A 24,830-nucleotide genomic window follows, 5' to 3' on the forward strand; every position below is an offset into this window, starting at 1 on the left:
TTGGGGAGTGGCGTTGTGTCAAAGATTGACTTATTCTTTAGCGAGTCAATGAACAGCTGATTTGATAGGGGTTGAACTGAAAATTTCAGTCAATCATCTCTTTGGATTTTGTAAATTTATGTAAACGAGGTCCCATGCCCTCTGCCGCCCCCACCAAGCCCGCCGCCCGCCTTGGCGCCAAGATCCGCCTGCTCCGCCGCCAGGAGGGCCTCAGCCAGGTCCAGCTGGCCGAGGCCCTGGGCATCAGCCCTAGCTATCTCAACCTCATCGAAGGCAACAAGCGCCCCCTCACGGCCCCCCTGCTCATCCGGCTGGCCCAGCAGTTCAAGCTCGACCTCAAGGCCCTGGCGCCGGAGGAGGACCAGCGCCTGTCCGACGACCTCATGGAGGCCTTCGGGGACCCCCTGTTCGAGCCCCTGGGTCTCCAGGCGCAGGATGTCCGCGAACTCGTCCAGAACAACCCCCAGCTGGCCCGGGGGGTCTTCGAGCTGTACCGCGCCTACCAGCACGCCCAGGACGGTCTCGGCACCCTGGCCGCCAAGCTCAGCGACGGCCAGGGCTTCGATCCCGAGGCCACGCGGCTGCCGTCCGAGGAGGTCGGCGACTTCATCCAGCAGGCCATGAACCACTTCCCGGAGCTGGAGCTGGCCGCCGAGACCCTGTGGATCAGCGCCGGCCTGGAGGCCGATGCCCCCTACCCCGGCCTGGCGGCCTGCTTCGAGGCCCGGGGCATCGCCGTACGCATCCACCGCGTGTCGGAAGGTCCCGGCCTGTTGCGCCACTTCGACCCGGACCGCCGCATCCTCAGCCTGTCTGAGCTGCTGCCCCAGCGCAGCCGCACCTTCCAGCTGGCCCACCAGCTCGCCCTGCTCGACCACAGCGACCTGCTGGACAGCCTCACCACCCACCCGCTGCTCCGCACAGGCGCCTCCCGCGCCCTGGCCCGGGTGGCGCTGGCCAACTACTTCGCCAGCGCCGTGCTCATGCCCTATGACCGCTTCCTGAAGGCGGCCCGGACCGAGCGCTACGACATCGAGATCCTGGCCCGCCGCTTCCAGGCCAGCTTCGAGCAGGTCTGCCACCGCCTGACCACGCTGCGCAGGCCGGGCGCCGAGGGTGTGCCCTTCCACTTCCTCCGCATCGACATCGCCGGCAACATCTCCAAGAGCTTCTCCGCCTCGGGCATCCGCTTCGCGCGCTTCTCCGGCGCCTGCCCCCGCTGGAACGCCCACGCGGCCTTCCTCACGCCGGGCCTGATCCGCACCCAGATCAGCGAATTTCCCGATGGCCGCCGCTACTTCTGCATCGCCCGCACCCTGCAGAAGGACACCGGCGGCTACCGGGGCCAGCACGCCATGCAGGCCGTGGGGCTGGGCTGCGAGATGGGGCATGCCAAGGATCTCATCTACGCCGACGGCCTGCGCCTGGACCAGCCGCCCGTGCCCGTGGGCGTCACCTGCCGCCTCTGCGAGCGCACCGACTGCGAGCAGCGCGCCTTCCCGCCCCTGCAGCAGGCCTTCAAGGTCGAGGAGAACCTGCGCCGCACCAGCTTTTACGCACGGATCGAAGGAGAGGGCCGGGCCCGAAGCTAAAGGTTCGGAGCTGGGGACCCGCGACGCCCCTCCCCCGACCGGCATCCCATTTCGCACCCCTCTCCCGGAGCCAGCCATGAGCGATGCCCCCTCCACCGTCCGCTTCCATCGGGTGCTCCGCGCGACGCCCGACAAGGTCTACCGGGCCTTCCTCGACCCGGACGCCATGGCGAAGTGGCTGCCCCCCTACGGATTCACCGGGAAGGTCCACCAGATGGACGCCCGGGTGGGCGGCGGGTACCGCATGTCCTTCACCAACTTCGGCACCGGCGGCACCCATGCCTTCGGGGGCACCTATCTGGAGCTGGTGCCCGCCCGGCGGCTGCGCTACGCCGACCGCTTCGACGATCCCAACCTCCCCGGCGACATGCAGGTCACCGTCAACCTGCGCCCCGTGAGCTGCGGCACGGAAGTGGACATCGTCCAGGAGGGCATCCCCGCCGTCATCCCCCCGGAGCTCTGCGTCCTCGGCTGGCAGGAGTCCCTGGCCCAGCTGGCCCTGCTGGTGGAGCCGGTCATCCCCGACGGGGCCTGAGAGGCCAGCTCCCGGCGAGGGTTCCCAACGCACCGGCGCTTTTGACCCCCGTCAAGACCTACCCGCTGCATCTAAACCACGGCCAGGGCCGACCGATCTCCCAGGTATGCGCCGCGTACGGCGCCCCCCGGAGATGCCATGCATCCAAGCAAGTTGATCGTCCTTCTCGCCGCCCCGGCCCTGGTCTCCACCGCTGGCGCCCAGACCCTCAAGCACGAAGATGCCGTGGCGTTCCTGAAGGAAGCCGTCGCCTACTACCAGACCCACGGACGGGCCGCAGCCCTGCGCGAATTCACCCTCCCCAGCGGCAAGTTCCGGCGCGCCGGCGGCGAGCTGTACATCACGGTCTACGATCAGAGCGGGAAGTGCTTGGCCCATGGCCAGGAGCCCGCCAAGGTGGGCGTGGACGCCCTGAACTCCAAGGATCCCGACGGCAAGCCCTTCATCCGGGAGCGCATCGAGACCGCCAAGGCCAAGGGTAAGGGCTGGCAAGACATCCAGTACAAGGATCCCAGGACCGGCCGCCCCGCCCCGAAGGCCATGTACTTCGAGCTGCATGACGGCCTGGTGTTCGGCACCGGCATCTACAAGAAGGGCTGAGGCCCTGAACCCGAGGAAAGGCGCTGACCTGCAGATCGACCTGCGGGTCAGCGCTTTTCTTTGGGCCGCCCCAGGCGCCCCAGGGGTTCTTCGATCCAGCGGTGCGCCCCGGCCGCGGCGAGGATGGCCAGCGCCAGGGCCAGGCTGAATCCCAGGCGACCCGTCCAGTGCGGCGCCACCAGCTTCATGGTGAAGGGGTGCAGTAGGTAAAGGCCGTAGCTCCAGGCGCCGAGCCGCGTGAGGCCCTTCCCGAACCACCCCGGCTCGCCGTCCCGCGTGAAGGCCGCCAGGGCCACGAGGCCTGTCACCACCAGCAGGTAGCGGTAGCGGAGCCAGCCCGTCAGGACCGCCAGGTGATCGAAGAACTGGGGCGTGGGCTTGACCAGCAGCCACACCAGCGGCAGGGCCAGCAGCAGGGCCACCTTGGGCTCGAGCCGCTGCTCCGTGCGGGCGTGCAGCCCCGCCAGCAGGGCCCCCCAGGCCAGAAGGAAGAGCTGGTTGGGGGCCATGACATAGGTGTGGAAGCGGTTCCACGGCTCCTGCGCCATGACGCCCTCGAGGGTGGAGGGCAGGCTCCACGCCCACAGGCCGAGGGCCAGGGCCGCCAGGAAGACGAGCCCACCCCGAGGCCCGCCCTTCTCCCGCAGCCAGGCCAGGGCCGGATAGGCGAAGTAGAGCAGGGCCACGAGGCCCACATACCAGCCCCCCGTCACCAGCGCATGGTTCGGGTGGATGGCGCCGAAGGTCAACGACAGGTTCTCGGCGATGAACCGCCAGGACGGCTCCGGCCCCATGCCCAGATGGAACGCCACATTCAGGGTGCAGACCACATAGAACACCGGCGCCAGGCGCAGGAAGCGGCGCAGCCAGAAGCGCGCGGGGCCCTCCTTCTGAAGACGGGGCCAGGGCGTGGTGCGGAACAGCACAAAGCCGCTCAGCACGAAGAAGGCCGACACGCTGTAGTTGCCCAGGCGCGCCATGGCGATGTTCGCGCCGCCGCCCGACTGCGAGATGTCGAACCACACCCCCAGGTGGTACACCGCCACGCAGAGGGCCAGGATGCCGCGCAGGGGATCCAGCAGGCCGAGGCGGGGAGGCGCTTTCACGGGCACTTCGGCCAAAGATCCTCCACCGTCATGGGCACTAGAAGCAGAACACCGATCAAATATTGATGAACACCGATCAGGATAGGGCCCAAAACCGCAGCTCAGCCCCTTCATTCTCGGCGGTCATCATTCCATTCGCGGTGTTGATCGGCGTTCCGCTCGGGTGTCGCTAGCGGTAGGCCACCACGCCCGAACCCTTCACCAGGCGCCCCAGCACCCAGGCGGGCTCTTCGGCGGCGTGGAGGTCGGCCAGCACTTCCTCGGCCCGGTCGGCCTTGGCCACCAGCACCATGCCCACGCCCAGGTTCAGGGCCTGGCGGGCGTCGTCGATCCCCAGGCCGCCCTTGGCCATCAGGAAGCGGAAGAGGGCCGGGATCTCCCAGCTGGCGGTGTCGATCTCGGCATTGAGGGTCTTGGGCAGCACGCGGGGGATGTTGTCGGTCAGGCCGCCGCCGGTGATGTGGGCCATGGCCACGAGCTTGTGGGCCTTCACCAGGGGCATCACCGGGGCCAGGTAGCTGCGGTGGATGGCCAGCAGGGCGTCCGCCACCGTGCGGTCGGTGCCGGGCAGCGTGTCGGTCACCTGGAGCTTCTCCAGCTCGAAGCAGACCTTGCGGGCCAGGGAGTAGCCGTTGGTGTGCAGCCCGGAGCTGGGCAGGCCGATCAGCACCTCGCCCTCGCCCATGGCGTCGAGGCGCGGCAGCAGGTCAGCTTCATCGACCACGCCCACGATGGTGCCGGCCACATCGACCTCGCCCTCGGCATAGACGCCGGGCATCTCCGCCAGCTCGCCGCCAATGAGGGCCGAGCCTGAATTTTTGCAGGCCGTGGCCATGCCCTTGACGATCTGCTCGATGACTTCCGGTTCCAGCTGCTGGGCCGCGATGTAGTCCAGGAAGAAGAGGGGCCGGGCGCCCTGTACGAGAATGTCGTTGATGCAGTGGTTCACCAGATCCTGGCCCACCGTGTCCCAAATACCGGCCCGCCGGGCCACCTTCATCTTGGTGCCCACGCCGTCCATGCTGCTGACGAGGATGGGCTTGGCCTCGGGAAACCGGGCATCAAAGAGGCCGCCGAACAGGCCGATGTCGCTGCGGACGCCCGGGGTCTTGGTGGCCTTCACCAGGGGCTTGATGCGCTTCAGGGCCTCGTCCTGGCGGTTGATGTCCACGCCGCTGGACGCGTAACTGACCTTCTCGCTCATGACCCCTCCGCAATCGACCATGATCCCACAGGGGCCTTTCCCGGCCGATGCCAAACCTCCCGGCGGAAACGGCCTATCTTGGGGGGTGCCATGGATGCCCTCTCGGTCAACGCCCTCGGCCCGGCCACCCTCGGTGCGCTGAGCGCCCTGCGGCCCGTGCCGCCCGTGGCCGCCCCCCCCGCCCTGGATGGAACGGCTTCCGCGGCCACCCTTTCCGTTCAGGATCTGGCCCAGGCCCTGTTCCAGCGGGCCCTCCAGACCGCCGTCCTGTCCCCCCTGGCGGAGCCCAGTGGCGGCAGCCTCGGCCTGGTGCAGGAAACCGCCGCCCCGCTGCTGGCGGCCCTGACCGCCCCCCAGGCGGCCGCGACCCCCACCGCGGCGGCGGATGCCACCACCTCAGCCATCACCCCGGCCATCACCCCACCGGCCGCCGCCACCGAGACCTCCACCACGGCCCCTCCCGCCAACCCGCCCGCGGCCGTCCCCGCGGAAGCCCCGGCCACCCAGGATGCCTTCGCCCAGGGCTCGAGCCTGGAGTTCGCCCTCCAGACCGCGCTGCGCTTCGGGGCCGGGGTCGGCGCCCCGGCGGCGCCGGCCTTGGCGGCCACCCCGGGGGCCGAGCTGGTGCGCGATGCCGCCGCGGTGCTGCGCACGGGCAACCTGCAGCCCCACGCCGGCGGCCCCGGTCCCGAGGCCTTCGCCCGGCCCCAGGCCCCCCTCCACCAGGTGCTGCGGAGCTACCAGGTCGTCCCGGCCGCCGAGGCCTCGGTGGGTCTGGATCTCACAGCCTGACCCGGCTGTATTTACCGGTCTTGTCCCGGCCTCCCGGGCGCCTCATCCTTGCGGGTGCGCCGGCCGATGAGGCGGTGGGAAGGGGAAGGCATGGACATGAGCGTCACGGGCGTCCTCAGCGCCTACGCCTACCAGAACACCCTCGCCCGGACCGGGAGCGCCAGCCAGGCCCTCAGTCAGGGCATGGCCGTGGGCCAGTCCCAGGCTGCCCAGGCCGCGACCCTGCTGAGCAGCGCCGGGACGGTGGACCCGGCCTCCGCCTTGAGCGGAGGGTCCAGCAGCCAAGCCCTAGTGTCCCTCGCCTATGGCGCTTCGGCTTCCTCTGGGAACGGCCCCGAAGCCGTGCAGGCCATGCTGGCCTCTCTGGGCGGCGGCACCTCCGCGCTGCTGGCCCCTTCGACGGACGGCCTGCCGGTGTCGGCGGCGGCCCTGACGCCCGCTTCCGCCACGGCCGCCCTGGTGCGCTACGCCTACGACCAGAGCCAGGATCCCAAGGCCGCCGAGCAGCAGGCCATCACCGCCGGCCAGCAGGCGCTGCTGAGTTCCGGTCTGAACCTGCTGGGGTGAAGGCCCCTGACCGGGTCTGGCGGGGCCTGGCCGGACTTGGCTGGGTCCGGCTGGGCCTGACCGGGCTGGGCCCGGCTGGGCGTAGACTGACCGGACCATGCCCGATCCCATGCCGTCCGATCTCATGCCCCCATCCTTCGATCGTGCCGCCGCCGAGGCCGCCGTCCGCGCGCTGCTGCGGAGCTTCGGCCAGGATGCGGACGCGCCGGAGCTGAAGGACACGCCCGCCCGGGTGGCCGAGTTCTGGACCGAGCGGCTGGCGGGCTACGGCATCGACCTGGCCACCGAGCTGAAGCCCCTGCCCGGCGACCTCTCCCCCGTGCCCGTCATCCTCGAGCGCATCCCCTTCGTGAGCACCTGCGAGCACCACCTGGCGCCCTTCGAGGGCCACGCCACGATCGGCTATCTGCCAGGAGCCGGCGGCACCGTGGGCCTCAGCAAGCTCGTGCGCGTGGTGCAGGCCTATGCCTGGCGTCTGCAGGTGCAGGAGCGCATGGCCCAGCAGATCGCCGACGCCCTGCGCACCCACCTGCGCCCCGCCGCCTGGGGCGTGCAGCTCGTGGCCGTGCACACCTGCATGGGCCACCGCGGCGTAAAGACCCCCGGCGTGCCCGTGCGCACCACCCTCATGGGCGGCGCCTGGGAGCAGCAGCCTCCCGTCCCCTTCCGCCTCTGAGCGCCGCCATGTTCCGCGTGACCTCCGATCCCCACCGGAACCGGCTCTACATCACGCTGTCGGGCCATCTCGAAGGCACCGAGCGCCAGGAGAGCCTGAAGGCCATCCTCGCCGAGGCCAGCCGTCTGGATCCGGGCTTCGGCGTGGTCACCGACATCTCCGCCCTCCACCCCTCCGACCAGGAGGGCTTCAAGGACTTCCTCCGCGCCAAGTCCGCCCTGAAGCTCCGGGGCGTCGGCCCCATCGTCCGCGTGGTGAAGATCCCCCTCAGCCGCCTGCAGGTGACCCGCGTCTCCGAGGCCGCCGGGTACGAAGCCCACAGCGTGGACAGCCTCGAAGCCGCCGACCGGCACCTGGATGCCCTGCAGGCCGGATCGGGCCCCGAGGCTTGATCCCCGGTCGGGGGATTGGGCGCATCATGATGTCCAAACGAACCTCGATTCATGGATGGGCGCGCGCATGAAAGCAATCCTGCGATCTCTGGGGGCGGTGGCGGCCGGCCTGGCGCTGGCCTTCGTCCTGGTGATCGGCGTCGAGCTGCTCAGCTCGGTGGTCCACCCCTTTCCCGTCCCCTTCGATGGCGACATCCCCGCCCATGTGCGGCGCTACCCGGGCTGGGTGCTGAGTGGGGTGGTCTTCGCCTGGGGGGCGACCTTCGTCCTCGCCACCGGGGTCGCCTCCCGGATCGGAAACCGGATGACGGGGGCGGTCGTCGGGGGCCTGCTGGCCTGCGCGCTGCTCTTCAACCTGGCCATGCTGCCGTATGCGCCGTGGTTCAAGGTCGCCATGCTCCTGGCGTGCCCCTTCGCCTGCTGGGCGGGCGTCCGCCTGGGCCAGGCGCGCGCCGCAGCGGACGGATCATGAGGGCCCGATGAGGATCAGCCCCCACCCGCGGGCCGAACCCTCGGCTCCTGCCCCCTGGAGACCCCTCATGGCCAAGGTTCTTCGCCTGCTCCTCGCGGTGCTGCTCGGGTTCGTCGTCGGCAGCCTCGTCAACGGGGGGCTCATCCTCCTCAGCGGCAAGGTCATCCCCCCGCCGGCCGGGGCCGATGTGACGACCACCGAAGGGTTGAAGGCCTCCCTGCACCTCTTCGAGGCGAAGCACTTCATCTTCCCCTTCCTGGCCCACGCGCTGGGAACGCTTTCCGGCGCCTTCGTGGCGGGCCTGCTGGCGCCCCGCCGATCCGCCCTTCCCGCCTACACCGTGGGCGGGCTCTTCCTGCTGGGCGGCCTGGCCAGCGTCCTCATGCTCCCGGCCCCGGCCTGGTTCAGCACCCTCGACCTCGTGCTGGCCTACCTGCCCGCCGCGTGGCTCGGGCAGGCTTTGGCGATTCAAATTCAAAGTGACCGAAATAGTGACGACTAAGTTTTTATTAGGCCTATTCTCTGTGAGGATTTCGTATTATGAATCAGCCAAGCGACAAGAATACTGGTATCGAACATGAGTTCCGCCAACTTGAGCATGTCTACAGCACCTATCTCAATGCGAAGATCACAGCGTCAAACAAATATTCATTGGATGATCCAAGGAGGGTCGAGGCTGATCTAAGCGAGTTAGAAAAGGCTCATTTGCATCTTCTACAGAGCAAACTCAGCGCGACAATTGCGCAAGAAAAATTAAAAGGTATGGCTAGGACTGCCGCAGAAAATGCTAATTTTAGCAAAATATTGTTAATTCTTAACCTTGTCATAGCCACTGCAACAATAGTTTATGTCTGGATTACATGGCGGTCGGTCTCGGCAATGCAAGAGAACAACGAGATTCAACGGCAACTCCTTCAGCTCCAAAAGTCTAAATGAATTTTTATGATACCAAATCACACTTTAAATTTTGATTCAATATGCATTATCGCCCTTTCTTTTATTTTCTCTACCTCTCAGTTCATTACTTTGATGCAGGCTGGGTCGTTACATCCCCATTGCCAGGCCTGGCAAGGCTTGATCATTTGGCACTGATCTTGTTCATGAGCCCACAACGGCTTGATTTCATCCCCTAACCGCCCCCATTCCCTCTTCCGCCGTTGCAAGTCGCCCTTCAACCATGGCTTTCTGCATCGTTCTCTTCTTCTGCAGGACTGGAGGTCACATGAGAGGGATGGCGGCAGGACTGAGCCTGGGGTTGGGCCTGGGATTGATGGTGGGCTGTTCGGTCACGGCGAAGCTCTATCCGGTCCAGACCGCACCGGTGTCTGCGCCGGAGCCGTCCGCCCAGCCCCTGGTCGCGGAGCTGGTGTTCGCCGGGCTCGGCAAGTCGGGCACGGTCACGGTGCCGGTGGCCGCGGGCGAGGTGTGCCGGGGCCCCTATTCCTTCATGGAACCCAACCCCGCCACGCTGGACAAGAACACCCTTTCGGCGGCCTGGGACCAGGTCTACGGGCCGGGCTACTATGTGGCGCATGTCCTGGGCATGTACCACGCGGTCACGGAACTGAGGGGCAGCCAGGGCACCATCCTGTGGATGGATTTCTACCGGACGCCCGGCGAGGGGCGGGGTTCCCAGATCCTGGGCGTGGCCAAGGACAATCGGTCGAACCTCTACAAGGTCGTGTTCTGATCTCCCGGTCCGAGCCGCGGCGCCCGGTCCGAGCCCCCGCCTTCACCGAGTTCCTGGAGCCCCCATGCTGACCCGCCTCTCCCCCAGGACCGCCGCCCGCGCGCTGACCGAGTTCTGGTCGCCCCGCGTGATCGGCGAGCTTGATGATGCGTATGTGAAGGTGGCCAAGCTGCACGGCTCCCTGACCTGGCACAGCCACGAGCACGAGGACGAGCTGTTCTTCATCCTCAAGGGGCACCTGCGGATCGAGCTGGAGGACGGGGTTGTGACGCTTGGCGAGGGCGACCTGTTCATCGTGCCCAAGGGCACGCGCCACAACCCGGTCGCCGAGGAGGAGTGCCATGTCCTGCTCGTCGAGCGCAAGACGACCCTGCACACCGGGGAGGTGACGACGGAAAAGACCCGCACCCTCGCCGAGCAGCTGCGCCCCCTGCCGCTTCCGGGCGCCGGAGGCGACGGGTCTTGATGCGGGCCGCCCGGGGAGTCGCCTGGGGAGCCGCCGGATGGGGCTGGGCGTTCCTCCAGAGGCTCCGGGTGTTCCGGCCTGAGGCGACACGGCTCGAAACCCCGCCGGCGGTGGGCCTGGGGGTGGACCTGGGGGAGAGCTTCCTCCTGGGCGCGAACCTCCCCTGGCTCTCCTGCGGCAACGATTTCGGAAGCAACGCCTGGCATCCCGAGGGGGGGATCGCGGCGCCGGGAAACCTCGCGCGAACCCGGCAGGCCTTCGCCGCGCTGCAGCGGGACGGGATCACCTGCCTCCGCTGGTTCCTGTTCGCGGACGGGCGCTCGGGCATCGCCACGGATCCGGCCGGGCGGCCCCTGGGCCTGGATTCCCGCGTCTTTCCCGACCTTGACCTGGCCTTCGCCCTGGCCGCCGACCACGGCCTTCGCCTCCTGCCCGTCTGCTTCGATTTCCTCCTGTGCGGGCCGGAGGCGTGGACCCATGGGGTGCAACTGGGCGGCCGGAGCGAATGGCTCCGCGATGCGGCCCAATGGCAGACCCTGGAAGAGGAGGTGCTGGCGCCCGTGTTCCAGCGGTACGGAACGCACCCCGCCCTCCTCGCCTGGGACCTCTTCAACGAGCCGGAGTGGGCCGCGTTCGGGATGGGGTGGGAGGGGGCCGGCGTTCAGCCCTGGACGCTCCGGGCCCGCCTCCGGCGGATGGCCGCACTGGCCCATCGCCACGGGGACCGGCCCGTGACCGTGGGGCTCGGCACCACCCGGGGGCTGCCCCTGGTGCGCGGCATCGGCCTGGACCTCTATCAGATCCACTGGTACGACCAGCACGATGCGGCCTCCCCCTTGGACCGCCCCGTGGCGCGCCTGGGCCTGGACCGGCCCCTGCTGCTGGGGGAATACCCCACCCGGAATTCCCGCCTGAGCCCGGCCCAGATCGTGGCGCTGGCCCGCCAGCATGGCTACTGCGGGGCCCTGGCCTGGTCGGTCCTGGCAGAGGACGCCTCCTCGGGTTTGCCCTCGACGGTCCGGCCCGCCGGCGCGCCGCCCTCCTGAAGCTCGGAGGCCCAGGGAGTGGACACGCCCTGGCGCATCGCTTCCGGTAGCATGGCCCCATGTCCCTCCCCACCCCGGAACTCAGGCTCGGCTACGAGCTGTTCTCCAAGCTGCTGACCTGGGCGGCGGGCAAGCGCCAGTCCAAGCGGTTGGAGGCGCTGAAATCCGCGGCCTTCCAGGAGCTGTTGAAAGGCGAGGGGGCGGACCTGGAGCTGGTGGCCTCGGTGCTGAAGGAGATCCACAAGGCGGCGGACACCTCAGCCAAGGCCATCCGCCTGGAGAGCCTGTACGACAGCGCCACCCAGCCCCCCGCCAAGGCCAAGAAGCCCGAGCGGCGCCGAAGGGCGGCCAAGAAGGAGCCGGGCCCCAAGGGTTGAAGATCTGAGCCCGAGATTCGAGTCCGTCTAGGCGGACTCGGGATGCCAGGGCTCCGGCATGGTGCTGATGGGAGCCGCGCCGCGGCCCTTCCAGCGCCAAAGCAGGACGATGCCCACCAGGACGGCGATCACGCCTAAGACGCTGGCTTCCAGCCCGAAGGCCCCGCCGCTCACCCACTCCGGCCGGCCATGGAAGACCGGCCGCACCCAGCCGTGCTGGGCCGCGGTGCCGCTGACCCCGAAGCCGAGAACCGTGCCTTGGGTCCAGTTCCAGCCCAGGTGAATGCCGATGGGCAGAGCCAGGCTGCGGGTGCGGAGGTAGCCCAGGCCCAGGAACACGGCGGCGAGGGCGATGTCGAGGGTGGCCCAGAGCTTCGTCGCGCCGTGCATGCCGGGGTTGCCCCAGTGGGCGAACCCGAAGAAGAGCGCGAGGATCACCTGCGCAGGCCAGGCGCCCACGCCGTCCAGCAGACGCTGGAAGACGAAGCCTCGGAACAGGTTCTCCTCCCAGCAGGCCACCAGCGCGAACACCACGAAACCCTGGCTCAGGGCCCGGAAGCTGCGGGCGGGATCCAACTCCCAGGTCACGCCGCCCACACCCCAGAGCAGGCCGGCCGCCAGCACCATCACGCCGACGCCCAGCAGGGTGCCCCAGGCGAATTCCCCGGCCCACCGGCCGTCCAGCCGCCACCCGGTGCTGGCGAGGGACTCCTTGCGCAGCCGCGTGCAGATCCAGGCCGCCAGCAGGGACACCCCGAAGAGCAGCCCCACCACCCAGTCCCCGCTGCGGACGCCGAGCCGCTTGAGCCCGGGGACCAGAAGCAGCTGGAAGCCGGCGAGGCAGCCCGCCAGGAGGGCCAGGTAGATGAGCGCCCACCATCCGTTTCGAAGACCCTTGTCTTCATTGAAAAAAAGGGACTTCATGCGGGTCTCCGGGCTGAAGTTGAGCTACGCCCGGGAGCTGGGATCGTTTACGGGCGCTCGACGAAGGCCCGTAGGCGGCTCAGGGCATCGTCCCACTGCCGCGAAATGCGCTCGAGGTACCGATGCGCATCGTCGAGCCGCTTGGGTTCGAGCTCCCAGATGCGCTCGCGCCCCTGGCGGCGGCTCCGCACCAGGCCGGCCCCGGACAACACGCCGAGGTGCTTGGTGATGGCCTGCCGGGACACGGCGGCGGAGCGGCTCAGGCCCGCGATCGAGAGGGGCCCGCCGGCGCACAGGCGGGCGACCAGCTGCAGCCGCGTCCGGTCGCCCAGGGCCGCGAAGAGCGGGGCGGCCTCCCGGACGGGGATTGGGGCGGGGATCCGGGCGGGGGCGTTCAAGCCGCCCTCACCCGGCGACATGGCGCTGAAGGTTGCCCAGCTGCTCGGCCCACCCTCCGCTGTTCATCCGGAAGGCCGCCTCGCGCCGGTTCGCGGGGATCTGGTCGAAGCCCGATTCGACCACCGTGAGCCGCGTCCCCTCGGCCACCGCTTCGAGCCAGAACTCGACGAGCGTGGTGGGCTCGCCCGAGTAGTCCACCTCCGGATCGACCGAAGCCGGGTGCCAGCGGAACGAGAACAGCGTCTGGGCGACCATCTGCTCCACCCACACCTCCATGGTGAGGTGTTCGTAGCCCGGGTAGGTGATCGAGCCCCGGGTGCGCCGGCCGGGCAGGAAGGGGCCCTCCAGCTTCACCCGGAACCAGGCGCCGAAGGCCTCGGCGTCCACGAGCGCCTGCCAGACGCGCGCTTGCGGCGCCCGCAGCAGGATCTCCTTCTCGATGCGATCGAGGCTCGATGGGCCCATGGGCAACCTCCGGATGGCAGGTTAATCCGCGCCTCACCAAGCGCAACCAAGGAGTTGCATTATTTCATTCTCGTCTTTTTTTGAACCAATCAAAATATTCACAATAAACAATTTATATAAATAATGCCTCCTACCCTTGGCAGAATTTACAGGCGCGATCGCGCCGTTGCCTTATGGTTCATTCCACCCAGGGAGGACCCATGCTCGAGGCCCCGAGGATCCTGCACATCGTGGCCCAGTCCGCCGCCATCATCCGCTTCACCATCCCGCGGGCGGAGATCCAGGCCGTCATGGGCCCCGGCATCGCCGAGCTGATGGCCACCGTGGCAAATCAGGGCCTCGCCCCCACCGGGGCCCTCTTCTCGCACCACCTGCGGATGGATCCCGAGCGCTTCGACTTCGAGCTAGGGGTGCCGATCAAGGGGACCGTGGTCCCGGCGGGCCGCGTCATGCCCGGGCACCTGCCCACGGCGACGGTGGCCCGGACGACCTACCAGGGCGGTTACGAGGGCCTGGGATCCGCCTGGCGCGAGTTCGATGTCTGGATCGCCGCCGAAGGCCACACGCCCGCACCGGACCTCTGGGAGTGCTATGTCGCCGGCCCGGAATCGGGGCCCGATCCGGCCACCTGGCGCACGGAACTCAACCGTCCGCTGGTTCGCTGAGGCCGGTCGCGCTTCGGGGCGACCCCGGAAAAATCCTTCCCTCCCCCGGGCACCAAGACGCTCCTCGCCCCATCTTTATCGGCTAGATGTCGCCCATTCCGGGATCGGTCTTTCTCCCCCGAGGTCCATCATGCATTTCCTTCTGGTCTACGAGGTCGGCGCGGAATATCTGGAACGGCGGGCGGAATTCCGGGACGAACACCTCGCCCTCGCGTGGGAGGCCCACGCCCGGGGTGAGCTGCTGCTGGGCGGCGCCCTGGCCGAGCCCGTGGATTCGGCCCTCCTCCTCTTCCAGGGGGATTCGGCCGCGGCGGCCCAGAAGTTCGCGGCGGCGGATCCCTATGTGCTGCACGGCCTGGTGCGCCACTGGCGGGTGCGCCCCTGGATCACCGTGGTGGGGACCGAGGTCGGTGCCCCGGTGCATCCGGGCCTCTGACGGCCGGCAAGCGCGTCTGACCCAAGGGGCTCGCCCCTGCGGGCGCGTTCAGATTTCCGTCTGCGCTGGGCTGGGCTGGGCTGGGGGGAGGAAGGTGGGCGGGGGGGAGGAAGGTGCGAGAATGTCCCCACAACTTCCTCGGGAGATCCTCATGAAGTGGCTCGGCAAGTATTCGGATGAGGCCTATGCGCTGCTGCGGATCGTCTCGGGCCTGCTGTTCGCCTTCCACGGCGCCCAGAAGGTCCTGGGCCTGCTGGCCGAACATCAGCCACCGGTGGGATCGCAGATCTGGATCGGCGGCGTCCTCGAACTGGTGGGCGGCCTCGCCATCCTGGTGGGCTTCCAGACCCGCCTGGCGGCCTTCCTCTGCAGCGGCATGATGGCCGTGGCCTACATGCAGTTTCACTGGAAGTTCCAGTTCGGCGCCGCGTTCTGGCCGGCCGTGAACAAGGGCGAGCTGGCGGTGGTGTTCTGCTTCCTCTTCCTCTTCATGGCCTGCCGGGGCGCCGGGAAGTGGAGCCTGGACAAGGCGGAGTGAGCCCATGCGGCTGAAGCCCCTCGCCGGCCTGATCCTCCTGCTCCTCGGCGCGGCTTCGCTCGCCTGGCCGGAGTTCAGCTACACGAAGGACAGCCATGACGCCAAGCTGGGCCCCCTGGAGTTCACGGTGAAGGAGAAGGAGACCGTGCGGATCCCCGTCTGGGTCGGCCTGGCGGCCGTGGCCGCGGGCGCGGCCCTCATCTGGCGCCGGAAGGCTTGAGCCGGTGCGCATCCTCGCCCTGTCCGGAAGCCTCCGGGCCCAGTCCCTCAACACACTGCTGCTGCACGAGGCGGCGCGCCTGGCGCCCCCCGGGCTGGAGATCCGACGCTGGGAGGGTCTGGATGACCTACCCCACTACAGCCCGGAGCGGGATGCGGAGCCCCTGCCAGCGCCCGTGGCGGACCTGCGGGAGCGCCTGCGCGAAGCGGATGGCCTGCTGATCTGCACGCCGGAGTACATCCACGCCATGCCCGCCGTGCTGAAGAACCTGCTGGAGTGGGTGGTCTCCTCGGGCGACTGCGTGGGCAAGCCCACCGCCGCCTGGAGCGCCTCCCCCTCCCTCGAGGGGGGAGCCCGGGCCCACGCGTCCCTGGTGCACACTCTGGAGGTGATGTCGGCCCAGGTCGTGCCCGAAGCCTCGCTCTCCCTGCCCCTGGCCCGCTCGGGGCTGGATGCCCAGGGCCGGCTGCTCGATCCGGTCCAGGTCGCCCGGCTGCAGGCCTCCCTGGTGGCCCTCGCGGCCGCGGGGCGGCAGCCATGAGCCAGGTTCCGACGGATGTCCCTGGCAGTTCCGTGCCCGGTTCCACGCCCAACCTCGCGCCTGGCCCCGCCATCCGCATCTTCGTGGATGCGGATGCCTGCCCCGTGAAGGAGGAGGTCTTCCGCGTGGCCACGCGGTGCGGGCTGAAGGTGCTGCTGGTCTCCAATTCGCCCCTGCGGGTGCCGCGCAACCCGCTGTTCGAGTCGGTGGTGGTGGCCAAGGGCCAGTTCGATGGTGCCGACGACTGGATCGTCGAGCAGATCACGGCCACGGACATCGCCGTGACGGCCGACATCCCCCTGGCGGCCCGCTGCCTCGAAAAAGGGGCCCGGGCCCTGGACGCCAAGGGCCGTGTCTATTCGCCCGAGTCCATCGGCGATGCCCTGGCCAGCCGCGAGCTGATGACCCACCTGCGTGCCATGGGCGAGATGGGAACGGGCCCCGCCCCGTTCACTGCCCGGGACCGCTCTACCTTCCTGCAGCGGCTGGACGACCTCATCCAGGCGCTTCGGCGGACGAGGCGGTAGACTAAGGTTTCAGGCTGGATCAGCTGCAACCTCTTTCGTGATCGGACTCGCCATGGCCAGAAAGCCCAACTACAACTTCGAGAAGCGGCAGAAGGACCTGGCCCGGCAGAAGAAGAAGGAAGAAAAGCTGCAGAAGAAGGCGCTGAAGAAGGATGCCTTGGGCAACGACATCCCGGACTCCGAAGACCAGGAAGGTGTTGAGGGTCAGGACGAGACCCCCGAGGGCGGCCAGCTGCCCGAGTAGACCGCCGCCTTTCAGCCGGAGTCGAGCGCCCGGTGTCGTGGTAGAAGGGAAGCCTTTACGGGAGCCCTATGACCTGGACCGTGCTCGCGGCCGTCCTTTTGATCCTGCCTCTCCAGGCGGCGGCGCCGAGTGGGCCGGTTCCCACTGCCGCGGCCCGTTTGGCGGCCCTGGAAACCCGCACCGGGGGGCGGCTTGGCGTGGCCGTGCTCGATACGGGCTCGGGCCGCCGCCTGGACCACCGGGGCAAGGAGCGCTTCCCCCTGTGCAGCACCTTCAAGGTGTTGCTGGCGGGCGCTGTACTCGCCCGGGTGGATGCGGGCCGGGAGAGCCTGGACCGACGCCTCTCCTACGGCCAGGCGGACCTGCTGGAGTACGCGCCGGTGACCACGGCGCATGTGGGTCAGGGCAGCCTGGCGATCGCGGACCTCTGCGCCGCCGCCGTGGAGGTCAGCGACAACACCGCCGCCAACCTGCTGCTCCAGACCCTCGGCGGCCCTGGCGCCATCACCATCTTCGCCCGCGCCCTGGGTGATCCGGTCACGCGCCTCGACCGCACGGAACCCACGCTGAACACCGCCCTGCCCAATGATCCCCGGGACACCACCACACCCACCGCCATGGTGAATACCCTGCGGGCCCTGCTGCTGGGCCCGGTCCTGACCCCTGCCTCGCGCCAACGCCTCGAGGGCTGGATGGCGGCCTGCACCACGGGCCAGAACCGCATCCGGGCGGGCCTGTCGACGGATTGGGTCATCGGGGACAAGACCGGTTCGGGGGAACTCGGCACCGTGAACGATGTGGCCATCCTGCGCCCGCCCCACCGGGCGCCGATCTTCGTCGCGGTCTACTACACCGGCTCCACCGCTCCGATGGAGGCCCGCAACGCGGTGCTGGCCGAGGTGGGACGCATCGTCGCCGCCGAATTCAAGGACTAGGCTCCCTCTGCTGGCAGATGGAGGATGATGGATTGCCCTGCCCTGGAAGGAGTCCGCCCATGGACCCGAACACGGAAGCCGCGCTCCATGCCCTGCTGACCGGCCTCCCGGTGGCTTCCCTGGGTACGTTGCACGACGGCACCCCCTACGTGTCCATGGCCCCGGTGATCCCGGCGCCGGACGGCTCGGGCTTCCTCATCCACGTGAGCCGCCTGGCCCAGCACACCCGCGACCTGCTGGCGGAAATCCGGGTCAGCCTGATGCTCATGGTGCCGCCGGAGGAAGGGCAGGATCCCCTGGCCCTGCCCCGGGTGACCGTGCAAGGTGAGGCCGAGGAGATCCCCAGGGATTCGGATCGCCACGAGACGGCGGCCGCGGCGTACCTGGCCCGGTTCCCGCAAGCGGAGATGACCCTTGGCTTGGGGGACTTCTCCTTCTTTCTCATCCGGCCGACGGCCGGGCGCCTCGTCCTGGGCTTCGGCCGGGCCCTCAGCCTGGACGCCGCCCAGATCCGGGACGCCCTGTCCCCGGCCCCCTGACCCGGCCTCACCTCTCGACATCTCGTGAATCCGGCTCCCGACCGGTCGGGAATCGTTCCGGGCCGCGAGCCTTGGACTTAACTGAATCCATTCAATGATTTGACTTATTGCATTGGCATGGAGATGGCTCTACCTTGATGCCGCCGCTTACGGCCACAGGAGACACCATGTCCTTCCCCGAGTCCAAGACCCACCAGAACCTCAAAGCTGCCTTCGCCGGCGAGAGCCAGGCGAACCGCCGCTACACCTGGATGGCCCAGGTCGCGGAGAAGGAGGGCCTCCCGGAAGTGGCCGCGCTCTTCAAGCACAGCGCCGACGGCGAGACGGGCCACGCCCTGAAGCACCTCATGTTCCTGGCGGCGCAGGCCGGCGACCCGGCCACGGGCCTGCCCCTGGGTGACACCCTGACCAACCTGAAGTCCGCCGTCGCCGGCGAGACCTACGAGTACACGGACATGTACCCCGAATTCGCCCGCCTGGCCCGGGAAGAAGGCTACGCCGAGATCGCCGCCTGGTTCGAGACCCTGGCCAAGGTGGAGCGCTTCCACGCCGGCCGCTTCCAGGACGCGCTGACGAAGCTGCAGTCCGGCGGCATGGCCGCTCCCGACGCCGACATCGCCAAGCACATCTGAGGTAACCATGCACCTCGCCTTCGACCCCGCCTCCGAACGCGCCCGCTTCGAGGCCCGCCAGGCTTTCCTGGCCCGCCAGGCCGCCCTGCGGCTGGAACTGGCGGAAGGGATCACCTTCCAGCCCGAGACCGCCGAGAGCGTCGAGGACCAGGTGGTGGAAACCCTCTGGGCCGAGGGCATGACCCTGGAAACCGCCCCCGCGGAGGATGTGGCCGAGTCCCGCGCCTCCTTCGCGGTGCTGGCGCCGCGCCGCGAACCCGGCGGCCTGAGCCTCGTCGCCACCCTGTTCCTGGGCTTCCCGGATGAGGTGCGCGACGCGCGCCTGAGCGCCCTCCAGCGCTTCCCCGATCAGCTCCGCCTGGAACTGAGCGATGGCTCCTTCGCCCTGCCCGCGGTGGACCGCGGGGCCGCCGGGCCCGACGATCGCCTGCCCTCCGTGCTGGCGCTGCGCTATCTCATTCCGGACGGCCGCACCATCGCCGCCCTCGTCTCCAACCACGCCGAGGTGTCCGGCCGCTGGCCCGCGCCCGCCGCATGGACCGCCTGGCCTTCCTGAGGAGAGACCATGAACCGCACCGTCATCGACCATCTGAACGCCGAACTGGCCACCGCCTTCGTGCTGGCCCTCAACGCCAAGCGCTACCACTGGACCGTCACCGGCCCCCACTTCCGCGACTACCACCTGCGCTTCGAGGATCTCTACACCGCGGCCGACGGCACGGTGGACGAGCTGGCGGAGCGGATCCGCATGCTGGGCGGTGTTCCCCTCCACGCCCCGGCACAGATCGAGGCCCAGACCAAGGCGGCCATCTCCAACCCCGCCGCCCGCCTGGATCCCGAAAGCATGCTGAAGGAGGCCCTGGCCAACGAGGAGGCCACCGTCGCCCTGATGCACGAGGGCATCGAGCTGGCCAACGGCGCCGGCGATCCCGGCACGGCGGACCTGCTCACGCGCTTCGTGCAGGTCCATCAGAAGGAAGCCTGGTTCCTGCGGGAGATGCTGGGCTGATCTAAACGAGGGGGGACCGCCCGGACGCTTCGCGTCCTCTGCGTCCCCCCTCGTGCGCCCCCACGCGGTGTCCGGGCCAAGCCCGGCCACCGCGTCTGATACCAGACCCGGGCCTGAACATTGTGCCTGTTTTCTCTGATTTCCGACTTTATTGGTAAACTAATAATCCGCGCTTCGCGCAGCCAAGGAGATGACCATGGCTTACACCGCCAAGAACTACGACCACCTGAAGGGTGGCGCCCTCAAGGGGCTCAGCGATTCCCAGCTGGACCAGCACTTCGGCCTCTACAAAGGCTATGTCACCAAGCTGAACGAGATCGAGGAGCGGTTGGCGACGGTCGACAACACCAAGCCCAACTACTCCTACAACGAATACAGCGAGCTGAAGCGCCGCGAGGCCGTGGCCTTCAACGGCTCCTTCCTCCACGAGCTCTACTTCGAGAACCTGGGCGCCGACAACCAGATCAGCGCCGGCCTGAAGGCCGCCCTGGATGCCGCCGGCGGCCAGGAGAAGGTGCTCGCCGACCTCAAGGCCTGCGCCCTGGGCGGTCCCGGCTGGGCCCTGCTCACCCGCAACCGCCGCGACGGCAAGCTGCACACCTACTTCGTCGCCGAGCACCACCTGGGCATGCCCATCGAGCAGGACCTGCTCCTGGTCGTGGACAGCTGGGAGCACGCCTACATGGTGGATTACGGCACCGCCCGCCCGAAGTACCTCGACATCATTCCAGAGAACATCAAGTGGAGCGAAGTCAGCAAGCGCTTCGGGAAGTAAGGCGCACGAACCATTCATTGCCCGCGAACGGGCCCCCGCACGGGGGCCCGTCTCGTTTTGGGCGTACTCTGGTGGTGCTCTCGAGGAGGCGCCGTGGCCCCGAAAGAAACCCTCTCCGGACCTGAGAACCCGCTGGGCCCCGCCTTCTTCCGGTTCCTGAAGGATCTGAAGGCCCACAACGAGCGCACATGGTTCCAGGAGAACAAGGCGCGCTACGAGGCCGAAGCCCGCGACCCCATGCTGCGGCTCATCGCCGCCTTCAGCGGCCCGCTGGCGTCGCTCAGCCGCCACTTCATCGCCGACCCGCGGCCCTCGGGCGGCTCCCTGTTCCGGATCTACCGCGACACGCGGTTCTCGAAGGACAAGACGCCCTACAAGACTCACCTCGCGGCCCACTTCCCCCACCGGGCCATGCAGGCGGGCGGCGTCCACGGACCCGGCTTCTACCTCCACCTGGAGCCCGGCGGCAGCTTCGCCGGCGGCGGGCTCTGGCACCCGGATCCCGATTCGCTGCTCAAGGTCCGCCAGGCCATCACCGCCAAGCCCGCGGCCTGGAAGGCCCTCCGGAAGTCGGGGCTGGAGATCGAAGGGGAGGCGCTCAAGCGGGTGCCCCAGGGCTTCGACCCCGCGCATCCCTGCTCGGAGGATCTCAAGCTCAAGGACTTCTACACCTCCACCGGATTCACGAACGCAGAGGTGGCGGCGCCCGATTTCGTCGACCAGGTGGCCGCCGCCTGCCGGCAGGCCTCTCCGCTCGTCTCCTTCCTGTGCAAGGCGCTGGATCTGCCCTACTGATCGGCTAGCGCCCCTGGGCCGAACGGGACGCCCGCAGCACGGCGCGGAAGACTTCCTCCACGCCCTGGGCGTCCAGCCCTGCGGCGTCGGCCCAGGCGCGCCGGGCCTGCAGCTGCGAGGCCTCGCGCTCGGGGTCGTGCACGGGCAGGCCCAGTTCGGCCTTGGCGCGGCCCGCGCGGAGCCCCAGCTCCGTGCGGCGGGCCAGCAGGGCCACCAGCTCCCGGTCCAGGGCGTCGATGTGGTCGCGGGCCTCCTGCAGCACCGGGGACCGCGTGCCCAGGTCTGGGATGGACAGCTGTTCGCCGCCCCCGGTTTCCGCCGCCTCGGCTAGGCTCTGGTGGATGGCGGAAAGCGCCTCCAGCAGGCCCTCCCGGGCCCCGGCGGCGAAGGGATTCTCGTTCTGCAGCGCGGCGAAGAGGTGGCCCGCATCCTCGCGCACGGACTCCAGCGTGCGGGCGATGGCGTGGAACGAGGGCGGCGTGAAGGGCAGCTCGGCACCGGCGCCCACCGCCAGCAGCCCCTTGGCCACGAAGAAGGTCAGGGCGTGGGTGGTGGCCATCACGCGGTCATGGTCTTCGGGGCTCTGGCGCAGCACCTCGCAGCCGAGGCTGCGGAACAGGCGCTCCACCCGATCCGCCGCCGCCGGATGCTTCACCGAGGGGCAGAGCACCACGCGCAGGGGCCTTTCGGCTCGGGCCAGGCTGACGGGCCCGAAGAGCGGATGGGTGCCCGTGTGGGGGATCTCTTCGCCCAGCTGCGCGTCCAGCAGGGCGCAGGGCCCCGCCTTCACGCTGCCCACATCGAAGACCACCTGGCCCGGCTGCAGGTGGGGCCGGAGGCTCGCCAGCGCGGCCGCCTGGGCGGCGATGGGCACCGCCAGCACCAGGGCCTCGGAGGCGGCCGCCAGCTCAGGCAGGTCGGTGGCTCGGCATTCCGCGGGAACCCCGCTCATGGGATCCCAGGCCCGATAGGCATGGCCGGCCTCGTGGAGCAGCTCGCCCAGAGCCCTCCCGAAGCGGCCATAACCCAGGATGCCGATGCGCATGGGAGTCCCTCGTGGTGTGGGGAGATGCTACCGCAGCAGGTCCCGGATGGCCGCCACCGTGGGCACATGGCCCTGGCTCTTCACGACGCCATCCACCACGAGGCCGGGTGTGGACATCACGCCCCGGGCCACGATGTCCGGGTACTCGGTGACCTTCACCAGCGTGAAGTCCACGCCCAGCCCCTTCGCGGCCTCCTCGGCCCGTTCCGCCAGCAGCTTGCACTTGGCGCAGCCGCTGCCCAGCACTTCGATCTTCATGGAACCTCCTATAGCAGCGCGTTGAACAGGAACCCCACCAGCACGATGCCCCCGGCGACGATGCCCAGGAAAGTGCCCAGCAGCCGCGGCTTCAGCACCTTCCGCAGGATGACCGTCTCCGGGAGTGAGAGGCCCGTGACGGCCATCATGAAGGCCAGGGCCGTGCCCAGGGCGGCGCCCTTGGCCAGCAGCACCTGCACGATGGGGATGATGCCGGCGGCGTTGGCGTAGAGGGGCACGCCGATGAGCACGGCCAGGGGCACGCTCCACCAGGCGGACTTGCCCATGAAGCGGGCCAGCAGCTCCGCCGGAGCGTAGCCGTGCAGGAAGGCGCCCACGGCGATGCCCGCCAGGACGAAGGGCCAGACCTTCCCGACGATGTCCTTCGTCCCCTGGAGCGCCAGGTCGAGGCGCTTGGCGAAGCCCATGGATGCGTCGGCGGCCTGGGAGGCTTCGAAGGGGATCTCCATCACCCAGGGCTCCAGGTGGCGCTCCAGGCGCAGCTTGCCGATGATCCAGCCCGAGAGGAAGGCCACGGCCACGCCCGTCACCGCATAGAGCAGCGCGATGCGCCAGCCGAAGAGGCTCAGCAGCAGGAACAGCGACACCTCGTTCACCATGGGCGCCGAGACCAGGAAGCTGAAGGTGGCCCCCAGGGGGACGCCCACGCGCACGAAGCCGATGAACAGCGGCACCGCCGAACAGGAGCAGAAGGGCGTGGCGATGCCCAGCAGAGCCGCCAGCAGGTTGCTCCAGGCCCCGGTGCGCCGCGCCAGCAGGTCGCGGGTGCGCTCCGGGCTGATGAAGGTCTGCACGAAGGTCACGCCCAGCACTACGGCGCCCAGCAGCATCAGGACCTTGGGCGCGTCGTAGGCGAAGAAGGCCACGGCCTCCCCCAGGCGGCTGCCAGCCCGCAGGCCCAGGGCCCGGAAGGCCAGCCCATCGGCCAAGGGCTTGAGGGCGAGGTAGAGGGCGATCCAAGCCGGGAGGGCGGCCAGGAGCCACCCTCCCGATTTCCAGAACCCGCCCCCCGGAGCCGGGGTGGGCGCGGCGCAGGCACAGCCTTTCGAGTCCACGGTCATCTCCTCCTCATCCGCAGCAGCTGGGCGCGCAGCAGGCCTTCACGGTCCTGGTGGCCTCCACCTGGACGCTGAGCACCGAGCTGGCCAGGCGTTCCAGCTCCTCGGGGCTCATGCCGGGGTAGCGGCGCTTGGCCAGGTCCATGAGCTCGGGCGACAGTTCCGCGAGGCCAAAGCAGCGTTCGGCGGCCACGGTCACCCCCTCGAAGCCCGCGGCGCGGATGGCGGCCAGATAGTCGTCCTTGAGCATGGCGCCGGACACGCAGGCCGCGTAGGCATCCATGTCCGACCGCAGGGCCTCGGGCAGGGGCCGGGCCAGCACCAGGTCGGACACCTGGAGGCGGCCGCCGGGCTTCAGCACGCGGAAGGCCTCGCGAAACGCTTTTGCCTTGTCCGTGGTGAGGTTCACGACGCAGTTGGAGAGGATGACATCCACGGTGGCGTCGGCCACGGGCAGGGCTTCGATGTCGCCCAGGCGGAACTCCACATTCGCGTAGCCGTGCGTCTTCGCCAAGGTCGTGGCGCGGGCGATCATCTCCGGCGTCATGTCCACGCCGAGCACCCGGCCCTCGGGGCCCACGCGCCGGGCGGCCAGGAAGGCATCGAAGCCCGCGCCGGAGCCCAGATCCAGCACGGTCTCGCCGGGCTTCAGCGCGGCCAGGGCCACGGGGTTCCCGCAGCCCAGGCCCAGGTTGGCGCCCTCCGGCACAGCGGCAAGGTCCTTGGCGTCGTAGCCCAGGTCCAGGCTCGCGTCGCCGGGCGCGCAGCCGCAGGAAGTGGATGGACCACAGCAGCCTTGGTTGTTCTTCACGAAGCCGGCGTAGCGGTCGCGCACGGCGGATTTGATGGTTTCGGGTTCCATGGTCGGGCCTTTCGGATGGACGGTCCCCGGGACGCCGGCGGCATCCAGTTCCCAGGGAAGTGGAAGGTCAGTCCCTGCGGCAGCAGGGCGAAGGTTGGGGGTCGTCCGCCGCGCCACCGGCGCAGCAGTCCTGCCAGAGGTATTCGGTCAGCGCCCGCAGCACACCGTAGTCGGCGCGGTAGCGGAGCGTGGTGCCTTCCCGGGCCACCCGCACCAGGCCGGCGTCGGCGAGGGTGGCCAGGTGATGGCTGAGGGTGGAACCCGGAATGTCCAGGCGCGACTGCAGCTCTCCGGCGGGCGTCCCCGCCTCGGGGCCCTGCACCAGGCGGCGCAGGATGGACAGGCGGACGGGGTGTCCGAGGGCCTTCAGCCGCTCTGCCGCCTGTTCCACACGCCCGGTCATGGTTTCCTCCCGACTTAATTCTAA

38 protein-coding genes are annotated in these 24,830 nt (G+C 69.0%); 28 read left to right on the forward strand and 10 right to left on the reverse strand.

The annotated features are described in order from the left end of the window. The first annotated feature begins 134 nt into the window (after window positions 1–134). The 3 genes from QUD34_RS13400 (at window position 135) to QUD34_RS13410 (ending at window position 2,727) form a co-directional block, all read left to right on the forward strand. Window positions 135–1,592, forward strand: a complete 1,458-nt coding sequence (locus tag QUD34_RS13400) for a helix-turn-helix domain-containing protein (RefSeq protein WP_286354213.1) — start codon at window positions 135–137, stop codon at window positions 1,590–1,592. A 76-nt stretch (window positions 1,593–1,668) separates the two neighbouring features. Further along, window positions 1,669–2,127, forward strand: coding sequence for an SRPBCC family protein (locus tag QUD34_RS13405; protein ID WP_286354214.1), 459 nt, complete (start codon window positions 1,669–1,671; stop codon window positions 2,125–2,127). A 138-nt stretch (window positions 2,128–2,265) separates the two neighbouring features. Then, entirely contained in the window at window positions 2,266–2,727 is a 462-nt protein-coding gene (locus QUD34_RS13410; protein WP_286354215.1) for a cache domain-containing protein, read from the forward strand. A gap of 47 nt (window positions 2,728–2,774) precedes the next feature. Here QUD34_RS13410 and QUD34_RS13415 read toward each other — a convergent pair whose 3' ends face one another. Together QUD34_RS13415 and purM are read right to left on the reverse strand one after the other, a co-directional pair. Then, window positions 2,775–3,839, reverse strand: a complete 1,065-nt coding sequence (locus QUD34_RS13415; RefSeq protein ID WP_286355996.1) for an acyltransferase family protein — start codon at window positions 3,837–3,839, stop codon at window positions 2,775–2,777. 163 nt (window positions 3,840–4,002) lie between these two features. After that, complete coding sequence (gene purM / locus QUD34_RS13420; protein ID WP_286354216.1) at window positions 4,003–5,037, reverse strand: phosphoribosylformylglycinamidine cyclo-ligase; 1,035 nt, start codon at window positions 5,035–5,037, stop codon at window positions 4,003–4,005. Window positions 5,038–5,127: 90 nt separating this feature from the next. Here purM and QUD34_RS13425 point away from each other — a divergent pair, with 90 nt between their 5' ends. From QUD34_RS13425 to QUD34_RS13475, 11 genes are all read left to right on the forward strand, one after another. Further along, window positions 5,128–5,829: a hypothetical protein gene (locus QUD34_RS13425; protein ID WP_286354217.1), complete on the forward strand. Its 702-nt coding sequence runs from the start codon at window positions 5,128–5,130 to the stop codon at window positions 5,827–5,829. A 90-nt stretch (window positions 5,830–5,919) separates the two neighbouring features. Next, window positions 5,920–6,396 (forward strand): hypothetical protein, encoded by a 477-nt coding sequence (locus tag QUD34_RS13430; RefSeq protein ID WP_286354218.1) that lies wholly within the window; start codon window positions 5,920–5,922, stop codon window positions 6,394–6,396. A gap of 97 nt (window positions 6,397–6,493) precedes the next feature. Further along, a complete protein-coding gene (gene folE, locus QUD34_RS13435; RefSeq protein ID WP_286354219.1) occupies window positions 6,494–7,072 on the forward strand; it encodes a GTP cyclohydrolase I in 579 nt (192 codons plus the stop codon). Window positions 7,073–7,080: 8 nt separating this feature from the next. Next, window positions 7,081–7,464, forward strand: a complete 384-nt coding sequence (locus QUD34_RS13440) for a hypothetical protein (RefSeq protein ID WP_286354220.1) — start codon at window positions 7,081–7,083, stop codon at window positions 7,462–7,464. 67 nt (window positions 7,465–7,531) lie between these two features. Beyond that, entirely contained in the window at window positions 7,532–7,936 is a 405-nt protein-coding gene (locus QUD34_RS13445) for a hypothetical protein (protein WP_286354221.1), read from the forward strand. A 67-nt stretch (window positions 7,937–8,003) separates the two neighbouring features. After that, window positions 8,004–8,438 carry a hypothetical protein gene (locus tag QUD34_RS13450; RefSeq protein WP_286354222.1) on the forward strand — a complete coding sequence of 145 codons (435 nt, stop codon included), beginning with the start codon at window positions 8,004–8,006 and terminating at the stop codon, window positions 8,436–8,438. A gap of 38 nt (window positions 8,439–8,476) precedes the next feature. Then, the gene (locus tag QUD34_RS13455; protein ID WP_286354223.1) at window positions 8,477–8,872 is read left to right on the forward strand and encodes a hypothetical protein; all 396 of its coding nucleotides are present in this window, start codon (window positions 8,477–8,479) and stop codon (window positions 8,870–8,872) included. A 295-nt stretch (window positions 8,873–9,167) separates the two neighbouring features. Then, a complete protein-coding gene (locus QUD34_RS13460; protein ID WP_286354224.1) occupies window positions 9,168–9,626 on the forward strand; it encodes a hypothetical protein in 459 nt (152 codons plus the stop codon). Between the two features lie 64 nt (window positions 9,627–9,690). After that, on the forward strand, window positions 9,691–10,092 hold the full coding sequence (locus tag QUD34_RS13465; protein WP_286354225.1) for a cupin domain-containing protein: 402 nt from the start codon (window positions 9,691–9,693) through the stop codon (window positions 10,090–10,092). Next, window positions 10,092–11,138, forward strand: a complete 1,047-nt coding sequence (locus tag QUD34_RS13470) for a glycoside hydrolase 5 family protein (protein ID WP_286354226.1) — start codon at window positions 10,092–10,094, stop codon at window positions 11,136–11,138. The genes QUD34_RS13465 and QUD34_RS13470 overlap by 1 nt, the downstream gene beginning before the upstream one ends. Before the next feature lie 59 nt (window positions 11,139–11,197). Continuing rightward, window positions 11,198–11,515, forward strand: a complete 318-nt coding sequence (locus QUD34_RS13475; protein WP_286354227.1) for a hypothetical protein — start codon at window positions 11,198–11,200, stop codon at window positions 11,513–11,515. A 27-nt stretch (window positions 11,516–11,542) separates the two neighbouring features. On the opposite strand, the gene QUD34_RS13480 is transcribed toward QUD34_RS13475, so the two are convergent. The 3 genes from QUD34_RS13480 to QUD34_RS13490 are packed head-to-tail and all read right to left on the reverse strand — an operon-like array spanning window position 11,543 to window position 13,303. Continuing rightward, window positions 11,543–12,439 (reverse strand): CPBP family intramembrane glutamic endopeptidase, encoded by an 897-nt coding sequence (locus QUD34_RS13480; RefSeq protein WP_286354228.1) that lies wholly within the window; start codon window positions 12,437–12,439, stop codon window positions 11,543–11,545. 47 nt (window positions 12,440–12,486) lie between these two features. Continuing rightward, on the reverse strand, window positions 12,487–12,837 hold the full coding sequence (locus tag QUD34_RS13485) for an ArsR/SmtB family transcription factor (protein ID WP_286354229.1): 351 nt from the start codon (window positions 12,835–12,837) through the stop codon (window positions 12,487–12,489). 7 nt (window positions 12,838–12,844) lie between these two features. Next, window positions 12,845–13,303, reverse strand: coding sequence for an SRPBCC family protein (locus QUD34_RS13490; protein WP_286354230.1), 459 nt, complete (start codon window positions 13,301–13,303; stop codon window positions 12,845–12,847). A gap of 200 nt (window positions 13,304–13,503) precedes the next feature. Between QUD34_RS13490 and QUD34_RS13495 the strand changes: the two genes are divergently transcribed. From QUD34_RS13495 to QUD34_RS13560, 14 genes are all read left to right on the forward strand, one after another. After that, the gene (locus tag QUD34_RS13495; protein WP_286354231.1) at window positions 13,504–13,968 is read left to right on the forward strand and encodes a GyrI-like domain-containing protein; all 465 of its coding nucleotides are present in this window, start codon (window positions 13,504–13,506) and stop codon (window positions 13,966–13,968) included. 130 nt (window positions 13,969–14,098) lie between these two features. Continuing rightward, window positions 14,099–14,404 carry a YciI-like protein gene (locus tag QUD34_RS13500; protein ID WP_286354232.1) on the forward strand — a complete coding sequence of 102 codons (306 nt, stop codon included), beginning with the start codon at window positions 14,099–14,101 and terminating at the stop codon, window positions 14,402–14,404. Between the two features lie 121 nt (window positions 14,405–14,525). Beyond that, window positions 14,526–14,942 (forward strand): DoxX family protein, encoded by a 417-nt coding sequence (locus QUD34_RS13505; RefSeq protein WP_286354233.1) that lies wholly within the window; start codon window positions 14,526–14,528, stop codon window positions 14,940–14,942. 4 nt (window positions 14,943–14,946) lie between these two features. Beyond that, window positions 14,947–15,162: a hypothetical protein gene (locus QUD34_RS13510; RefSeq protein WP_286354234.1), complete on the forward strand. Its 216-nt coding sequence runs from the start codon at window positions 14,947–14,949 to the stop codon at window positions 15,160–15,162. A gap of 4 nt (window positions 15,163–15,166) precedes the next feature. Next, the gene (locus QUD34_RS13515; RefSeq protein ID WP_286354235.1) at window positions 15,167–15,703 is read left to right on the forward strand and encodes an NADPH-dependent FMN reductase; all 537 of its coding nucleotides are present in this window, start codon (window positions 15,167–15,169) and stop codon (window positions 15,701–15,703) included. Next, a complete protein-coding gene (locus QUD34_RS13520) occupies window positions 15,700–16,230 on the forward strand; it encodes a YaiI/YqxD family protein (RefSeq protein WP_286354236.1) in 531 nt (176 codons plus the stop codon). Before QUD34_RS13515 ends, QUD34_RS13520 begins: the two co-directional genes overlap by 4 nt. Before the next feature lie 52 nt (window positions 16,231–16,282). Next, window positions 16,283–16,474, forward strand: coding sequence for a hypothetical protein (locus QUD34_RS13525; RefSeq protein WP_286354237.1), 192 nt, complete (start codon window positions 16,283–16,285; stop codon window positions 16,472–16,474). A gap of 68 nt (window positions 16,475–16,542) precedes the next feature. Continuing rightward, complete coding sequence (bla, locus tag QUD34_RS13530) at window positions 16,543–17,409, forward strand: class A beta-lactamase (RefSeq protein WP_286354238.1); 867 nt, start codon at window positions 16,543–16,545, stop codon at window positions 17,407–17,409. Window positions 17,410–17,468: 59 nt separating this feature from the next. Beyond that, on the forward strand, window positions 17,469–17,948 hold the full coding sequence (locus QUD34_RS13535; protein ID WP_286354239.1) for a HugZ family pyridoxamine 5'-phosphate oxidase: 480 nt from the start codon (window positions 17,469–17,471) through the stop codon (window positions 17,946–17,948). A gap of 167 nt (window positions 17,949–18,115) precedes the next feature. Beyond that, window positions 18,116–18,580 carry a rubrerythrin family protein gene (locus QUD34_RS13540; protein WP_286354240.1) on the forward strand — a complete coding sequence of 155 codons (465 nt, stop codon included), beginning with the start codon at window positions 18,116–18,118 and terminating at the stop codon, window positions 18,578–18,580. Window positions 18,581–18,587: 7 nt separating this feature from the next. Beyond that, on the forward strand, window positions 18,588–19,136 hold the full coding sequence (locus tag QUD34_RS13545; RefSeq protein WP_286354241.1) for a DUF3501 family protein: 549 nt from the start codon (window positions 18,588–18,590) through the stop codon (window positions 19,134–19,136). Window positions 19,137–19,145: 9 nt separating this feature from the next. Next, the gene (locus tag QUD34_RS13550; RefSeq protein ID WP_286354242.1) at window positions 19,146–19,589 is read left to right on the forward strand and encodes a Dps family protein; all 444 of its coding nucleotides are present in this window, start codon (window positions 19,146–19,148) and stop codon (window positions 19,587–19,589) included. A 196-nt stretch (window positions 19,590–19,785) separates the two neighbouring features. Continuing rightward, window positions 19,786–20,364, forward strand: coding sequence for a superoxide dismutase (locus tag QUD34_RS13555; RefSeq protein WP_286354243.1), 579 nt, complete (start codon window positions 19,786–19,788; stop codon window positions 20,362–20,364). Between the two features lie 93 nt (window positions 20,365–20,457). Further along, a complete protein-coding gene (locus tag QUD34_RS13560) occupies window positions 20,458–21,159 on the forward strand; it encodes a DUF2461 domain-containing protein (RefSeq protein ID WP_286354244.1) in 702 nt (233 codons plus the stop codon). Window positions 21,160–21,163: 4 nt separating this feature from the next. Here QUD34_RS13560 and QUD34_RS15200 read toward each other — a convergent pair whose 3' ends face one another. The 5 genes from QUD34_RS15200 to QUD34_RS13590 all read right to left on the reverse strand — a co-directional run bounded on the left by QUD34_RS15200 (window position 21,164) and on the right by QUD34_RS13590 (window position 24,806). After that, window positions 21,164–22,204, reverse strand: a complete 1,041-nt coding sequence (locus QUD34_RS15200; RefSeq protein ID WP_375379984.1) for a prephenate dehydrogenase/arogenate dehydrogenase family protein — start codon at window positions 22,202–22,204, stop codon at window positions 21,164–21,166. A 27-nt stretch (window positions 22,205–22,231) separates the two neighbouring features. After that, window positions 22,232–22,462: a thioredoxin family protein gene (locus tag QUD34_RS13575; RefSeq protein ID WP_286354245.1), complete on the reverse strand. Its 231-nt coding sequence runs from the start codon at window positions 22,460–22,462 to the stop codon at window positions 22,232–22,234. An 8-nt stretch (window positions 22,463–22,470) separates the two neighbouring features. Continuing rightward, window positions 22,471–23,544, reverse strand: coding sequence for a permease (locus QUD34_RS13580; RefSeq protein WP_286354246.1), 1,074 nt, complete (start codon window positions 23,542–23,544; stop codon window positions 22,471–22,473). Between the two features lie 7 nt (window positions 23,545–23,551). After that, entirely contained in the window at window positions 23,552–24,403 is an 852-nt protein-coding gene (arsM, locus tag QUD34_RS13585) for an arsenite methyltransferase (RefSeq protein WP_286354247.1), read from the reverse strand. A gap of 67 nt (window positions 24,404–24,470) precedes the next feature. Beyond that, window positions 24,471–24,806, reverse strand: a complete 336-nt coding sequence (locus QUD34_RS13590; RefSeq protein ID WP_286354248.1) for an ArsR/SmtB family transcription factor — start codon at window positions 24,804–24,806, stop codon at window positions 24,471–24,473. Between the last annotated feature and the right edge of the window lie 24 nt (window positions 24,807–24,830).

Source organism: Geothrix oryzae (assembly GCF_030295385.1).
GTDB classification, from domain to species: Bacteria; Acidobacteriota; Holophagae; order Holophagales; family Holophagaceae; genus Geothrix; species Geothrix oryzae.

What these genes read in the sequence shown, in the direction of transcription:
- QUD34_RS13400 (WP_286354213.1), top strand. Translation starts at nt 135, where the DNA reads ATGCCCTCTGCCGCCCCCACCAAGCCCGCCGCCCGCCTTGGCGCCAAG.
- QUD34_RS13405 (WP_286354214.1), top strand. Translation starts at nt 1,669, where the DNA reads ATGAGCGATGCCCCCTCCACCGTCCGCTTCCATCGGGTGCTCCGCGCG.
- QUD34_RS13410 (WP_286354215.1), top strand. Translation starts at nt 2,266, where the DNA reads ATGCATCCAAGCAAGTTGATCGTCCTTCTCGCCGCCCCGGCCCTGGTC.
- purM (WP_286354216.1), bottom strand. Translation starts at nt 5,037, where the DNA reads ATGAGCGAGAAGGTCAGTTACGCGTCCAGCGGCGTGGACATCAACCGC.
- QUD34_RS13425 (WP_286354217.1), top strand. Translation starts at nt 5,128, where the DNA reads ATGGATGCCCTCTCGGTCAACGCCCTCGGCCCGGCCACCCTCGGTGCG.
- QUD34_RS13430 (WP_286354218.1), top strand. Translation starts at nt 5,920, where the DNA reads ATGGACATGAGCGTCACGGGCGTCCTCAGCGCCTACGCCTACCAGAAC.
- folE (WP_286354219.1), top strand. Translation starts at nt 6,494, where the DNA reads ATGCCCGATCCCATGCCGTCCGATCTCATGCCCCCATCCTTCGATCGT.
- QUD34_RS13440 (WP_286354220.1), top strand. Translation starts at nt 7,081, where the DNA reads ATGTTCCGCGTGACCTCCGATCCCCACCGGAACCGGCTCTACATCACG.
- QUD34_RS13445 (WP_286354221.1), top strand. Translation starts at nt 7,532, where the DNA reads ATGAAAGCAATCCTGCGATCTCTGGGGGCGGTGGCGGCCGGCCTGGCG.
- QUD34_RS13450 (WP_286354222.1), top strand. Translation starts at nt 8,004, where the DNA reads ATGGCCAAGGTTCTTCGCCTGCTCCTCGCGGTGCTGCTCGGGTTCGTC.
- QUD34_RS13455 (WP_286354223.1), top strand. Translation starts at nt 8,477, where the DNA reads ATGAATCAGCCAAGCGACAAGAATACTGGTATCGAACATGAGTTCCGC.
- QUD34_RS13460 (WP_286354224.1), top strand. Translation starts at nt 9,168, where the DNA reads ATGGCGGCAGGACTGAGCCTGGGGTTGGGCCTGGGATTGATGGTGGGC.
- QUD34_RS13465 (WP_286354225.1), top strand. Translation starts at nt 9,691, where the DNA reads ATGCTGACCCGCCTCTCCCCCAGGACCGCCGCCCGCGCGCTGACCGAG.
- QUD34_RS13470 (WP_286354226.1), top strand. Translation starts at nt 10,092, where the DNA reads ATGCGGGCCGCCCGGGGAGTCGCCTGGGGAGCCGCCGGATGGGGCTGG.
- QUD34_RS13475 (WP_286354227.1), top strand. Translation starts at nt 11,198, where the DNA reads ATGTCCCTCCCCACCCCGGAACTCAGGCTCGGCTACGAGCTGTTCTCC.
- QUD34_RS13480 (WP_286354228.1), bottom strand. Translation starts at nt 12,439, where the DNA reads ATGAAGTCCCTTTTTTTCAATGAAGACAAGGGTCTTCGAAACGGATGG.
- QUD34_RS13490 (WP_286354230.1), bottom strand. Translation starts at nt 13,303, where the DNA reads ATGGGCCCATCGAGCCTCGATCGCATCGAGAAGGAGATCCTGCTGCGG.
- QUD34_RS13495 (WP_286354231.1), top strand. Translation starts at nt 13,504, where the DNA reads ATGCTCGAGGCCCCGAGGATCCTGCACATCGTGGCCCAGTCCGCCGCC.
- QUD34_RS13500 (WP_286354232.1), top strand. Translation starts at nt 14,099, where the DNA reads ATGCATTTCCTTCTGGTCTACGAGGTCGGCGCGGAATATCTGGAACGG.
- QUD34_RS13505 (WP_286354233.1), top strand. Translation starts at nt 14,526, where the DNA reads ATGTCCCCACAACTTCCTCGGGAGATCCTCATGAAGTGGCTCGGCAAG.
- QUD34_RS13510 (WP_286354234.1), top strand. Translation starts at nt 14,947, where the DNA reads ATGCGGCTGAAGCCCCTCGCCGGCCTGATCCTCCTGCTCCTCGGCGCG.
- QUD34_RS13520 (WP_286354236.1), top strand. Translation starts at nt 15,700, where the DNA reads ATGAGCCAGGTTCCGACGGATGTCCCTGGCAGTTCCGTGCCCGGTTCC.
- QUD34_RS13525 (WP_286354237.1), top strand. Translation starts at nt 16,283, where the DNA reads ATGGCCAGAAAGCCCAACTACAACTTCGAGAAGCGGCAGAAGGACCTG.
- bla (WP_286354238.1), top strand. Translation starts at nt 16,543, where the DNA reads ATGACCTGGACCGTGCTCGCGGCCGTCCTTTTGATCCTGCCTCTCCAG.
- QUD34_RS13535 (WP_286354239.1), top strand. Translation starts at nt 17,469, where the DNA reads ATGGACCCGAACACGGAAGCCGCGCTCCATGCCCTGCTGACCGGCCTC.
- QUD34_RS13540 (WP_286354240.1), top strand. Translation starts at nt 18,116, where the DNA reads ATGTCCTTCCCCGAGTCCAAGACCCACCAGAACCTCAAAGCTGCCTTC.
- QUD34_RS13545 (WP_286354241.1), top strand. Translation starts at nt 18,588, where the DNA reads ATGCACCTCGCCTTCGACCCCGCCTCCGAACGCGCCCGCTTCGAGGCC.
- QUD34_RS13550 (WP_286354242.1), top strand. Translation starts at nt 19,146, where the DNA reads ATGAACCGCACCGTCATCGACCATCTGAACGCCGAACTGGCCACCGCC.
- QUD34_RS13555 (WP_286354243.1), top strand. Translation starts at nt 19,786, where the DNA reads ATGGCTTACACCGCCAAGAACTACGACCACCTGAAGGGTGGCGCCCTC.
- QUD34_RS15200 (WP_375379984.1), bottom strand. Translation starts at nt 22,204, where the DNA reads ATGCGCATCGGCATCCTGGGTTATGGCCGCTTCGGGAGGGCTCTGGGC.
- QUD34_RS13575 (WP_286354245.1), bottom strand. Translation starts at nt 22,462, where the DNA reads ATGAAGATCGAAGTGCTGGGCAGCGGCTGCGCCAAGTGCAAGCTGCTG.
- QUD34_RS13580 (WP_286354246.1), bottom strand. Translation starts at nt 23,544, where the DNA reads ATGACCGTGGACTCGAAAGGCTGTGCCTGCGCCGCGCCCACCCCGGCT.
- arsM (WP_286354247.1), bottom strand. Translation starts at nt 24,403, where the DNA reads ATGGAACCCGAAACCATCAAATCCGCCGTGCGCGACCGCTACGCCGGC.
- QUD34_RS13590 (WP_286354248.1), bottom strand. Translation starts at nt 24,806, where the DNA reads ATGACCGGGCGTGTGGAACAGGCGGCAGAGCGGCTGAAGGCCCTCGGA.